This is a genomic window from Kitasatospora sp. NPDC036934, assembly GCF_055608425.1.
The window spans coordinates 167144-179582 of record NZ_JBVJQR010000010.1 but is presented as its reverse complement, the minus strand read 5'-3'; the positions used below and the strand labels follow the sequence as shown (position 1 = coordinate 179582).

Annotated in this window: 10 protein-coding genes; 6 read left to right on the top strand and 4 right to left on the bottom strand. The window is 74.4% G+C overall.

The genetic code is table 11. The features are described from left to right. The first annotated feature begins 2 nt into the window (after positions 1-2). The 3 genes from mce to ACZ7BZ_RS17585 all read left to right on the top strand — a co-directional run bounded on the left by mce (position 3) and on the right by ACZ7BZ_RS17585 (position 6718). Positions 3-446, top strand: a complete 444-nt coding sequence (gene mce / locus ACZ7BZ_RS17595) for a methylmalonyl-CoA epimerase (RefSeq protein WP_380452946.1) — start codon at positions 3-5, stop codon at positions 444-446. A gap of 497 nt (positions 447-943) precedes the next feature. After that, entirely contained in the window at positions 944-5671 is a 4728-nt protein-coding gene (locus ACZ7BZ_RS17590) for a hypothetical protein (protein ID WP_470359080.1), read from the top strand. A 117-nt stretch (positions 5672-5788) separates the two neighbouring features. Further along, on the top strand, positions 5789-6718 hold the full coding sequence (locus tag ACZ7BZ_RS17585; RefSeq protein ID WP_188306039.1) for a coiled-coil domain-containing protein: 930 nt from the start codon (positions 5789-5791) through the stop codon (positions 6716-6718). Between the two features lie 84 nt (positions 6719-6802). Here ACZ7BZ_RS17585 and ACZ7BZ_RS17580 read toward each other — a convergent pair whose 3' ends face one another. After that, positions 6803-7114: a hypothetical protein gene (locus ACZ7BZ_RS17580; protein ID WP_380452942.1), complete on the bottom strand. Its 312-nt coding sequence runs from the start codon at positions 7112-7114 to the stop codon at positions 6803-6805. Then, on the bottom strand, positions 7111-7908 hold the full coding sequence (locus ACZ7BZ_RS17575) for an alpha/beta fold hydrolase (RefSeq protein WP_470359079.1): 798 nt from the start codon (positions 7906-7908) through the stop codon (positions 7111-7113). The genes ACZ7BZ_RS17580 and ACZ7BZ_RS17575 overlap by 4 nt, the downstream gene beginning before the upstream one ends. A 183-nt stretch (positions 7909-8091) precedes the next feature. Here ACZ7BZ_RS17575 and ACZ7BZ_RS17570 point away from each other — a divergent pair, with 183 nt between their 5' ends. Together ACZ7BZ_RS17570 and ACZ7BZ_RS17565 are read left to right on the top strand one after the other, a co-directional pair. After that, positions 8092-9096 (top strand): ABC transporter ATP-binding protein, encoded by a 1005-nt coding sequence (locus ACZ7BZ_RS17570; protein ID WP_470359078.1) that lies wholly within the window; start codon positions 8092-8094, stop codon positions 9094-9096. 1 nt (position 9097) lies between these two features. Then, positions 9098-9865, top strand: coding sequence for an ABC transporter permease (locus ACZ7BZ_RS17565; RefSeq protein ID WP_380452936.1), 768 nt, complete (start codon positions 9098-9100; stop codon positions 9863-9865). A 26-nt stretch (positions 9866-9891) separates the two neighbouring features. Here ACZ7BZ_RS17565 and ACZ7BZ_RS17560 read toward each other — a convergent pair whose 3' ends face one another. Continuing rightward, the gene (locus ACZ7BZ_RS17560; RefSeq protein WP_380452934.1) at positions 9892-10215 is read right to left on the bottom strand and encodes an ATP/GTP-binding protein; all 324 of its coding nucleotides are present in this window, start codon (positions 10213-10215) and stop codon (positions 9892-9894) included. A gap of 229 nt (positions 10216-10444) precedes the next feature. Between ACZ7BZ_RS17560 and ACZ7BZ_RS17555 the strand changes: the two genes are divergently transcribed. Next, positions 10445-11755 carry an LLM class flavin-dependent oxidoreductase gene (locus ACZ7BZ_RS17555; protein WP_470359077.1) on the top strand — a complete coding sequence of 437 codons (1311 nt, stop codon included), beginning with the start codon at positions 10445-10447 and terminating at the stop codon, positions 11753-11755. 65 nt (positions 11756-11820) lie between these two features. On the opposite strand, the gene ACZ7BZ_RS17550 is transcribed toward ACZ7BZ_RS17555, so the two are convergent. After that, positions 11821-12213, bottom strand: coding sequence for an SCO5389 family protein (locus ACZ7BZ_RS17550; protein ID WP_380452930.1), 393 nt, complete (start codon positions 12211-12213; stop codon positions 11821-11823). Positions 12214-12439: the final 226 nt, after the last annotated feature.

Genomic DNA, 12439 nt, shown 5'->3' with positions numbered 1-12439 from the left:
TCGTGCTGACCCGAATCGACCACATCGGCATCGCCTGCCGGGACCTCGACAAGACGGTCGAGTTCTACCGCGCCACCTACGGCTTCGAGGTGTTCCACAGCGAGGTCAACGAGGAGCAGGGCGTCCGCGAGGCGATGCTCCGGATCAACGGGACGGACGACGGCGGCGCCTCGTACCTCCAGCTGCTGGAGCCCACCCGCCCGGACTCCACCGTCGCCAAGTGGCTGGAGAAGAACGGCGAGGGCGTGCACCACATCGCCTTCGGCACCGCCGACGTGGACGGTGACGCCGAGGCGATCCGCGGCAAGGGCGTGCGGGTCCTGTACGACGAGCCGCGGATCGGCTCGATGGGCTCCCGGATCACCTTCCTGCACCCGAAGGACTGCGGCGGCGTGCTGACCGAGCTGGTCACCTCGGCCCTGCCGGGCGGGCCCGAAGAGCACTGAAACCACCCCGGTGGGCCGCCCGCCCCGGGCGGCGCACCGGATTCGGCCCCTAGCGACCCGTCAGTAACGTGGTCCGACAGCCGGAAAACCCCTACGCGGCCATTCCCCCGTGGTGCGCTCCCACTACAATGCCCAGGTGCGCGAAGACTCCGGGGGACGGAGACGACGGGCACGGCCGATGACAGGCCCGTCCGCCCTCCGGTGGTCGGCCCGTCGCAGGGGAGTCCAGTACGCGGGCACGGCTGCACAGTCGCAAGACGGATCTGTCACCATTCTCCACAGGCAAGAGTTCGCCCAGGAGTCCACCCGGACGGGGGAACGCGGCACACCCGCGCTCCCGTGGCCAGGATTCCGACGACCGCGGCGGACGCCCCCGGCTTGGCACGGGGTCGTCCGGTGGCTGCGGATGCAAGGACCAGTCGGACCGGCTCCCGCTACACGGGAACCCCGGACCGGCCGGGTCGAGGACGCAACCAGGAGATGGATGGGACCGCGGAGTGCGGGGCAACGACCGCTACGAGGTTGACGATCACCTCTCCCAGTTCGAGGCCGAGATGGGTCGGACTCGGAAGGAGCGGGACAAGGCAGTCGAGCATGCCGAGGACCTCGCCTACCAGGTGGAGGTGCTCCGGGCCAAGCTGCACGAGTCCCGGCGCATGCTTGCCCAGCCGCGCGCCTTCGACGCCGTCTCCGGCCAGGCCGAGCAGATGCTCCGGACCGCCGAGATGCAGGCCCAGCAACTGCGAGCCGACGCCGAGCGCCAACTGCGCGACTCCCAGGCCGCCACCCAGCGGATCATGGCCGAGGCCGCCGAGCGCACCGCCCGGCTGGAGGCCGAGCTCACCGCCCGCCGCCGCCAGCTGGAGGAGGAGCTCGCCGAGCTGCGCCGCTCCGCCGAGCAGCACGTCAACGGCTGGGCCGAGCAGACCCGGGCCGGCTCCGAGCAGGAGGCCCAGCGCCTGCTGCAGGACGCCCGTGCCGAGGCCGAGCGGATGGTCGCCGCGGCCCGCGCCGAGGCCGCCGCCCTCTCCGACCACGCCCGCGCCCAGACCGCCGCCGACGTGGACGCCGCCCGCGGCGAGGCCCAGGCCGCCGCCGAGGCCGCCCTGCAGAAGGCCCAGAACGACGCCGAGCGACTTCTGCGCGCCGCCTCCGAGCACGCCCAGCAGGCCGGCGCCCAGGCCGCCGCCGACGTGGACGCGGCCCGCGGCCAGGCCCAGCAGGAGCTGGCCGCCGCCCATGCCGCCGCCGAGCAGCAGCTGGCCGCCGCGCAGGCCGAGATCGGCCGGCTGAAGGAGCAGGCCGCCGCCGAGCAGGCCCGCGCCGAGCAGCAGCTCGGCGCCGCGAAGACCGAGATAGAGCGGCTGCGCGCCGAGGCGATCGCCGAGGCCGAGCGCACCCGCCGGGAGGCCACCGAACTCCGCGCCCAGGCCGAGCAGGCCGCCGAGCAGCTCCAGGCCGACGCCGAGGCCGCCGCCGTGCGCAAGGTCGCCGACGGCGAGGCCGCCACCGAGCAGCGGTCGCAGACCGCCCGGGCCGAGATCGCCCGACTGGTCGCCCAGGCCACCAAGGAGTCCGAGGCGATCCGCGCCGAGGCTGAGGCCGTCCGGGCCGAGGCGGCCACCAGGCAGGCCGAGGCTGACGCCGCCAAGGCCGCCGCCGCCGAGGAGAGCGAGCGGCTGCGGGCCACCGCCGAGTCGGTCGCCGCCCAGCTGAAGGCCGAGGCCGAGGCCGCGATCGCCGAGCTGCGCGCCCAGGCCGACCGGGAGGTGGCGGAGCTGCGGGCCCAGGCCGCCGCCGACGCCCAGCGACTGCGCGGCGAGGCCGAGGAGCAGGGCCGGGCGGCCGGCGCCAAGGACGCCACCGTCCACCTCGCCAAGGCCGCCAAGACCGCCGAGGAGGTGCTCGGCCGGGCCAACCAGGACGCCGAGGCCGCCCGCGGCGAGGCCGCCGCCGAGGCCGAGCGGATCCGGGCCGAGGCGCACGCCGAGGCCCAGCGACTGCGCGAGCAGGCCCAGGCCGCCGTGGAGCAGGCCCAGAACGCCGCCCTGGACGACGCCGCCGCGATCCGCGAGCGGATCGAGCAGATGCAGGACGAGGCGGCCCGGCTGCGCGCCGAGGCCGAGGAGCTGCGCGCCCAAGCCGCCGCCGAGGCCGACCGGGTCCGGAGCGAGGCCCGCCGCCAGGCCGTCCTGCAGATCGAGGAGTCGGCGAAGAACGCCGAGGAGCTGCTCACCAGGGCCAAGGCCGACGCGGACGAGCTGCGCTCGGGTGCCGCCGGGGAGATCGAGCGGCTGCGCGAGCAGGCCCAGGAACAGGCCGCCGAGACCCAGGGCCGGGCCGAGCAGACCCTGGCCCGGGCCCGCGCCGAGGCCGCGAAGATCACCTCCGCGGCCGAGCAGCAGGGCCAGGACGCCCTGTCCGCCGCCAAGGCCGCGGCCGCCGAGAACCGCACCGCCGCCGAGCGCGAGACCGCCGAACTCCGGCGCGAAGCCGCCGAGTTCGACCAGCAGGTGCGCTCCGAGGCGACCGCCGCCGCCGAGGCCGTCACGACCGAGGCGCAGGCCGAGGCGAACGCCGTCCGGGACGCCGCGGTCGCCGACGCCGAGCGGGTGCGCTCCGAGGCCGACACCGAGGCCGCCCGGACCAGGGCCGAGGCCGAGGCCGCCGCCGACGCGCTGCGCGAGGAGAGCCGGCGCGAGCACGAGGAGGCCGCCGCCGGGCTGCAGCGCGAGCGCGAGGAGACCGCCGAGCAGCTGGCCGCCGCCCGGACCGCCCGCGAGCAGGCCGAGCAGGACGCCGCCGAGCTGACCGAGCGCACGGCACGGGAGACCGCCGAGGTCCGCGAGGCCGCCGAGGCGTACGCCGGTCGCGTCCGTACCGAGGCCGAGCAGGCCGCCGTCGAGCTCACCGAGCGCACCGCCGCCGAGACGACCGCCCAGCGCACCGACGCCGAGGCCTACGCCGACCGCGTCCGCACCGAAGCCGAGCAGGCCGCCGTCGAGCTGCGCGCCCTCACCCAGCGGGAGACCGCCCAGCACCGCGAGAGCGCCGAGGCCTACGCCGACCGCGTCCGCACCGAGGCCGAGCAGCACGCCACGGAGCTGCGCACCGAGGCCGAGCAGTACGCCGTCGACCGCCGCACCGAGGCCGACGAACTGCTGGAGCAGGCCGGCGCCGCCGCCGAGCAGCGCCGGACGGAGGCCGCAGAGGACGCCAAGGCCACCCGGGAGAAGGCCGCCGCCGAGCTGGCACTGGCCACCGAGCAGGCCGAGACGGTCCGGGCCGAGGCCGGCCGGGAGCTGTCCGAGGCCCGTGCCACCGCCGAGGCCGTCCGCGCCGAGGCCGCCGCCGAGCTGGAGCAGGCACGCGCCGACGGCGAGGACGTGGTGGCCGCCGCCCGCGCCGAGGGCGCCGAGCTGATCGCCGCCGCCGAGGAGGAGGCCGCCGAGGTCCGCCAGGCGGTGGCCGGCCTGCACGAGGCCGCCGCCGAGCAGATCGCCGCGCTGCGGGCCACCGCCGAGCAGGAGGCTGCGGACACCCGCGCCCGGGCCGAGCAGGACGCCGCGGAGCTGACCGAGCGCACGGCGCGGGAGACCGCCGAGGTGCGCCAGCTCGCCGAGGCGTACGCCGCCGAGGTCCGCGAGCTCGCCGACCGCGAGACCGCCGAGCAGCGCGAACTCGCCGAGCGCGAGACCGCGGAGCAGCGCGAGTCCGCCGACCGCTACGCCGCCGAGGTCCGCGAGCTCGCCGACCGCGAGTCCGCGGACCTGCGGGCCCGGACCGAGGCCGAGACCGCCACCCTGCGCGAGCAGACCGAGCTGGAGCTCACCGCCGAGCGGGAGGCCGCCGAGGCCGAACTCGGCCGCCGCCGGGCCGAGGCCCAGGCCTACGACGAGCAGCTGCGCTCCGACGCCGAGGCCGAGCTGCGGGCCGCCCAGGAGGCCGCCGAGCAGCAGCGCGCGGACGCCGAGGCGCAGGCCGCCCGTACGGTGGCCGAAGCCGAGGCCCAGGCCCTCCGGACGGTCACCGACGCCGAGGAGCTGGCCGCCGTACTGCGCGCCGAGGCCGAGGAGTACGCCCTCGCCACCCGCACCCTGGCCGACGAGTACGACACCGCCGCCCACGCCCGCGCGGACGTCTACGACGCGGAGACCCGGGAGGCCGCCGAGCAGTTCGACAAGGCCACCCGCGACCGGGCCACGGCCGTCCTGGAGAAGGCCTTCGCGGACGCCGAGTCGCTCGGCGAGGACGCCCAGACCACCGCGCTGGCCACCACCGCCGCCGCCGAGGAGCAGGCGGACGCGATGGTCGCGGCCGCCCGCAAGGAGGCCGACCGGCTGGTCGCGGCCGGCGAGGCGGCCGGTCAGGCAGCGGTCGAGAAGGGCCGTTCCGACGCCGACGCGCTGCTCGCCGAGGCCCGCCGGGACGCCACCGCGATCCGCGAGCGCGCCGAGGAGCTGCGCGAGCGCACCGACGCCGAGGTGGAGGCGCTGCACGAGCGGGCCCGCAAGGAGAACGCGGCGGCCATGAAGTCGGCCGGCGAGCGGGTGGACGCGCTGGTGACGGCCGCCCAGGAGCAGCTGACCGAGGCCGAGGAGCAGGCGGTGGCCACCGTCGCCGAGGCCGAGGACCGCGCCGCCGCCCTGGTCGCGGCCGCCGAGGAGCGGGCCGGCGAGCTCACCTCGGAGGCCTCCGCGGAGGCCAGCAAGGTCCGGCTGTCCGCCGTCCGCAAGGCGGAGGGCCTGCTCAAGGAGGCGGAGACCAAGCTCGCCAACTCCACCGACCGGGCCGAGTCGCTGATCGAGAAGGCCGAGGCCAAGCTGCGCGCGGCCGAGGCGGAGGCCGAGGAGCGGCTGGACGGCGCGGCCACCGAGGCGGAGAAGCGGCTGCGCGACGCCGACCGCACCGCGGACGAGCAGGTCGAGCTGGCCAAGGCGGAGGCCGAGCGGCTGGTCGCCGAGGCGAAGGCCGAGGCCAAGCGGGTCACCGACGAGGGCCGGCGGGAGCTGGACGAGCTGGTGCGCCGCCGCAAGGACATCAACACCGAGATCTCCAGGGTCCAGGACGTGCTCTCGGCGCTGGAGGCGTTCGAGGCACCGTCACCGGTCGCCCAGGCCAACGGGGGAAGCAACAGCAAGAAGGACGGGGGCGCCAAGGCCGGTGCCGGAGTCGGCTCCCCCCGGTCGGGTGGCAATCGTTCCAAGAACGCACCACCCGATTGAGCGGACATTGACGGTCATTGTCCGTGAGAGAACGGCATTTCGCCGTCGACACTCCGGTACCGTGTCAGGATTCCCTCAACCACCTCAGCGGTTTGACGACAGGAAGCCCAGAGTCCCATGAGCGACAGTCACTCCCCTCACGGCTTCGACCTGGTGCGCCGTGGGTACGAGCGCGCCCAGGTCGACGAGCGGATCACCAAGCTGGTGGCCGATCGTGACAGCGCACTGACCCGCATCAGTGCGCTCGAGAAGCGCATCGAGGAGCTCCACCTGGAGACCCAGACCGCGCAGGCGGCGGTCGCCGAGCAGGAGCCCTCCTACGCCGGGCTCGGCGCCCGGGTCGAGAAGATCCTGCGGCTCGCCGAGGAGGAGGCCAAGGACCTGCGCGACGAGGCGCACCGCGCCTCCGAGCAGCACCGCGAGCTGGCCGAGGCCGCCGCCCAGCAGGTCCGCACCGAGGCCGAGAACTACGCCAAGGACCGCAAGGCCAAGGCGGAGGACGAGGGCCTGCGGATCGTCGACAAGGCGAAGAGCGACTCCGCCCAGCTGCGCGCCGAGGCCAACAAGGACGCCCAGAACAAGCGTGAGGAGGCGGACGCCCTCTTCGAGGAGACCCGCACCAAGGCCGCCCAGGCCGCGCTGGAGTTCGAGACGAACCTGGCCAAGCGCCGCGAGCAGTCCGAGCGCGACCTGGCCGCCCGTCAGGCCAAGGCCGAGAAGCGCCTCGCCGAGATCGAGCACCGGGCCGAGCAGCTGCGCCTGGAGGCCGAGAAGCTGCGCACCGACGCCGAGCGCCGGGCCCGCCAGACCGTCGAGACGGCCCAGCGCCAGTCCGAGGACATCGTGGCGGACGCCAACGCCAAGGCGGACCGCATCCGCAGCGAATCCGAGCGCGAGCTGGCGGCGCTGACCAACCGCCGCGACAGCATCAACGCCCAGCTGACCAACGTCCGCGAGATGCTGGCGACGCTGACCGGCGCGGCCGTGGCCGCCGCTTCGCTGCCGAACGACGACACCATGGGCGTGCCCGCCCAGCAGTCGCGCTGACGCAACCGCAGCCGTAACCGCGGACGCCGTCACGGACAGGCCCTCACCCCGGCGGGTGAGGGCCTGTCGCGCGTCACGGTGTCACTACCTCGGGTAGGCCCCGTCGGGCCGCTGGTGCCCGCTGCTGAGCTGGTTCCCCTCGTCGTCCGAGACGGTGCCGAACCAGGAGGTGCACCAGACCGACACCGAGTCGGGCCAGTACTGCACCTCGAACGGGTGCCCGGATCCGTAGTCGCCGTACGAGGTGACGATGAAGGTCTCTCCGGGGCGCATCCAGTAGTCCTCGCCGAGCGGCTCCAGGGTCAGCTCCACCAGTCCCTCGCCGCGGTTGGTCACCGGCATCCGGCCGGTCACCTCCAGTGCGGAGAAGTCCCAGCCCGCCGCGTCCGGGCTCATCCGGCCGCCACCCGGAGGAGCAGCCGGCGGACGGCGGCGTCGAACGCCCCCGGGGACTCCAGGGCGCTCAGGTGGCCCACGCCGGGGACGACGATCAGCTCGGCGTCCGGGCGGGTCCGGGCCATCAGCTCGGCCTCCTCCAGCGGCACCAGGGCATCCAGGGCGCCCGCCAGGAGCGAGACCGGCACCCGGAGCCCGGCCAGGACGTCCAGCGCGTCGGGGCGGGCTGCCATCGCCCGCTGGGCCCAGGCGACCGCGGCCGGCGACGCCGCGGCCACCATCGTCTCCACCCGCTCCACCAGGTGCTGCGAGTCGGGCCCGAGCTGCCCGGCCGCCACCTGCTCGTCCAGCAGCAGCCGGACGCTGTCCCGGGCGGTGACGGCGGCGGCGATCCGCTCCCGGTTGCCCCGGACGGCGTCGGTGTCGGCGGTGGCGCGGGTGTTGGCCAGCAGCAGGCCGGACAGCCGGTCCGGGTGCCGGCGGGCGAAGGCGAGCGCCACGTAGCCGCCCATGGAGAGCCCGCCGACCACCGCGCGGTCGATCCCGGCCGCGTCCAGCAGCAGCGCCAGGTCGTCCGCGACGAGGTCCAGCGAGGGCTCGTCGGTGCCCAGTTCGGTGCCGCCGAAGCCCCGCTGGTCGGGGGCGAGCACCCGGACCTCGTCCCCGCCGAGGCCGGGCAGCGCGTCCAGCTGGGCGGACCACATCGAGGAGTTCAACGGGAAGGCGTGCAGCAGCACGACGGGTGTTCCGGTACCGCTCTCACGAACGGAAACTGCCGAGGGGAGCTCGCTCATGCGCCCACCTCGCTACGCTCGGCAGGGGCATTCGCCAACGCGCACCTCACATCGATTCGCTCGCTCTGCTCGCTCATGCCGCCCACCGTATTCCGGTGCGCCCGGTGAGCCCACTCAGCGGGCCCACTCGACGGGCCACGCCATCCGCTTTGTCCTAGCCTGACAGAGAGTAAGGGAGCGCGAATGATCGAGTTGCACGACCTGACAAAACGTTACGGCAAGACTCTCGCGGTGGACCGGCTGAGCTTCTCGGTCCCCCAGGGCGTGGTCACCGGCTTCCTCGGCCCCAACGGCGCGGGAAAGTCCACCACCATGCGCATGATCCTCGACCTGGACCGTCCGACCAGCGGCCGGGTCACCATCGACGGCAAGCGCTACGGGCAGCTCAGCGAGCCGCTCAAGTACATCGGTGCCCTGCTGGAGGCCAAGGCCGTCCACCCCGGCCGCACCGCCCGCGACCACCTGCTCTGGCTCGCCCAGAGCAACCGGATCCCCGAGCGCCGGGTCGACGAGGCGCTCGCCCTGGTCGGCCTCACCCCGGTCGCCCGCAAGCGGGCCCGCGGCTTCTCGCTCGGCATGGGCCAGCGCCTGGGCATCGCCTCCGCGCTGCTCGGCGACCCGGAGATCGTCATGTTCGACGAGCCGGTCAACGGCCTGGACCCGGAGGGCATCCTCTGGATCCGCAACCTGATGAAGCGCCTCGCCGGCGAGGGCCGGACGGTCTTCGTCTCCTCCCATCTGATGAGCGAGATGGCCGTCACCGCCGACCACCTGGTGGTCATCGGCAAGGGCCGACTGCTCGCCGACCTGCCGATGCCGGAGTTCATCCGGCGCAACTCCCGCTCCGCCGTACGGATGCGCACCCCCCACCCCGAGCGCCTGCTCGACGTCCTGGCCGACGCCGGCGTGCGGCACGAACCGGGCCCGGGCGGCTCCTACGAGGTGGTCGACGGCGACATCGCCCGGCTCGGCGAACTGGTCGCCGAGCACGGCGTGGTGCTGCACGAACTCAGCCCGCAGCAGGCCTCGTTGGAGGAGGCGTTCATGCAGATGACCGCGGACTCGGTGGAGTACCACGCGGGCGACGGCCCGGGCCGGGACCCGGCCGGCTCACCCGACGCCTGGGGCGCGGGCTGGAAGGCGGACGGCACCCGGCCGACCGCGGCGGCGCGGCAGGAGGAGAACTGAGATGACGTCCTTCCCGGCGATCCTGCGCTCCGAGTGGACGAAGATCCGCAGCGTCCGCTCCACCGTCTGGACGCTCGCGCTGGCCTTCGTGGTCACCGTCGGCATCGGAGCGCTGCTGTCCCTGCTCACCAACAACAACTTCACCGAGTTCAGACGCCACCAGGAGACCCCGTTCGACGCCACCGGCACGGCGTTCTCCGGCATCATGCTCGGCGAGCTGGCCATCATCGTCTTCGGCGTGCTGGCGATCGGCAACGAGTACAGCAGCGGCATGATCCGGGTCACCCTGGCCGCCGTCCCCCAGCGCGGCACCCTGTTGGCCGGCAAGGCGCTGGTGCTCGGCGGGCTGGCCTTCCTGGTCTCGCTGGTGACCGCCTTCGTCACCTTCTTCGTCGGCCAGGCGCTGCTCGGCCCGCACTCCACCACCCTGAGCGAGCCGAACGTGCTGCGCGCGGTGCTCGGCGCCGCGCTGTACCTGACGATGCTCTGCCTGTTCTCGGCCGGCGTCACCGCCATGCTGCACAACCAGACGCTCGCGCTCGGCGTGCTGGTGCCGTTCTTCTTCCTGCTCTCGCCGATCCTCTCGGCGGTGCCGAAGGTCAAGACCCTGGCCCACTACTTCCCCGACTACGCGGGCTCCCGGATGCTCCTGGTGTACGAGCAGAACGGCCAGCCGTACGGGCCGTGGGCGGGTTTCACGATCTGCCTGGCCTGGACCCTGGCAGCGCTGATCGGCGGCGCGCTGGTGCTCAAGAACCGCGACGCGTAGGGCCTGTCCGGGAGGGGAGTCCGGCTTCAGTAGCGCGGAGCGCCGCGGCCTCGCAGGACGTTGGAGGCCCGGCGCTCCCGCGCTCCCCAGCACGCTCGGTGCCAGTGCCGCCGGTCGTCCACACCGCCACCGTGCATCGGCCAGGCCACCACGTGGCCGACCCCCGGCGGGATCTCCTGGTCGCAGCCCGGGCAGCGGTAGAAGCGCCCCGCGGTGCCGGCGACCGTCTGCACCACCCAGTCGTCGCCCTGGTAGCTCTCGGTACGGCGCAGCGATCCGCCGAGCGCGGCGGCGGCCGGTTCGGCGCTCTCGCGGGGGGCGTCGCTCTTGATCCGGTTGCGGCGGGGCACGGCGGACTGCCTCTCTTCCGGGGGCTTGAGTTCGGTCCAGCCTACGGGTGTCAAACCCTTTTACCGGCCCCTATCACGGCGTCGGCCGCCCGTCCGGCCTTTTTGCCGAGATCCACCCGGTCATCGGAGAAATTAGGGGTTCCGCGTGCCATTGGCACATGACATCGGATACCCACGAGTGGACAGGCGGGGCCCGCAGACCCTGCGTGCACCCGAGGAGGCCCCCAGGATGACCAAGACCAGCCCCCGTGCCGAGACCCGCCGGCCCGTCGGCGTGCGCCCACCCGCCCCCGGCCCGACACTCACCTCCGTACCGCCGCTGACCGCCGTCACGGGCGAACCGCTGACCGCCGCACAGCGCAACGGCGCACTGCCGCCGGACACCGCCCCGGTACGGGTCGGCGCGTTCCTGTTGTCCGCCCAGTTCCCCGGGCAGAGCCACGGCGAGGCGCTGGAGCGCACCGTCCGGGCCACCGTCGAGGCCGAACGCGCGGGCCTGGACAGCGTCTGGCTGGCCGAGCACCACTTCGTCCCGTACGGGGTCTGCCCCAACGCCGCGACCCTGGCCGCACTGCTGCTCGGGCGCACCCGCCGGATCGGCATCGGCACGGCGGTCAGCGTGCTCTCCACCAGCCACCCGGTGGCGCTCGGCGAGCAGGCCGCGCTGCTCCACCTCACCTCCGGCGGGCGCTTCACGCTCGGGGTGGGCCGCGGCGGGCCGTGGATCGACCTGAAGGTGTTCGGCGCCGGCGTGGACGCCTTCGAGAACGGCTTCCCGGAGCGGCTGGACCTGCTGCTGCGCTGGCTGCGCGGCTCCCGGGTGGGCGCGGACGGACCGCAGTTCGCCTTCCCCGAGGTGGCGGTGGTGCCGCAGGCCACCGAATCGCCGCGCCGCCCGGGCCTGAGCAGTTGGCTCGGTCTGGACGAGCCGACCGGCCCGGTGCGCTTCCCGCGCCAGCGCCAGGACGCCGACGGCCTGGCCGAGGAACTCACCGCCGCCGGACGACCGGTGGCCGGCCCGCCGGTGGTGGTCGCCTGCACCTCCCCGGGCGGAGTGAAGCTGGCCGCCGAGCGCGGGCTGCCGATGCTGCTCGGCATGCACTCCGGCGACGACGACAAGCTGCGGATGCTGGAGCTCTACCGCGCCGCCTGGCTGGCCGCCGGACGCGGCGAGGAGCAGCTGCGCCGGGTGACGCGCCAGCACGTCGCGGCCGGCGTGGCCCAGGTGGACGACCGCGCCTCGGCCGCCCGCGCCACCCTGCTGAACGCGATGCCCGGCTGGTTCGAGTACGGGCTGGGCGCCCACCGCACCGTGGACGGCCGCGAACGCAAGATGCGCGACCCGCACCAGTACACCGAACTGCTCTGCGACCTGCACGCGGTGGGCACTCCGAGGCAGTGCGCCGACCGGCTGCTGGCCACCGCCGAGCGCACCGGCATCCGGCGGTTCGCCCTGCTCGCGGAGGGCAGCGGCGACCGCGAGGCGACCCTGCACAACATCGCCCGGCTCGGCTCCGAGGTGCTGCCGCAGCTGAGTTGACCCCGGCCCGGACCGCCGCCCTCCCTCCCCGCACCGGGGGACGGGGGCGGCCGGCACCGGCCGGGTCAGCAGTCCCGCAGCTCCTCGGACTGGTTGAGCAGCTGCTCCCGGACGGAGGTGAAACGGCCGTACCGCGCCTCGTTGGCCTCGGACGGCAGGAACACCGCCACCCGGTGACAGTTCTGGAACGCCAGCCGGACGCCGAAGTGGCGCTGCAGGGCGCCCCGGATGGCATCGCTGGCCAGGGCGCGCAGCAGCTGGCCGCGGGCCTGCTCGCTGGGCGGCGGCACCTGGTTGTCGGCGAAGTCGGTGCCGTCGACCTTCGCCTGGGCCACCAGGGAGCTGATCAGGTCCCAGGCGTACGGCAACGAGACGCGGACGCAGTCGACGAATTCCCGCTCGTCGACCTCGCCCCGCTCGGCCTTTTCCAGCAGGGCCGGTGAGACGTCGAGCGACATGGATTCTCCTCTCGCGGTCCACCCGCGGCGGCGCCCGGGTGGTCATGCGTAGTCCAAGCTCACAGTGAGGGTGGGCGATATCGCAGATGGTGTCCGGAACACCGTGGGACGGGCGTTTCCGGCACCTGTTGCGAAGGGCGGCGGCGCCACGGGACGTGACGTCCTGAACACCGACCGCGTCAGAACAGCGTGGCAGTCAACGGCGGAGCGGGCTGGTCGTTCCTAC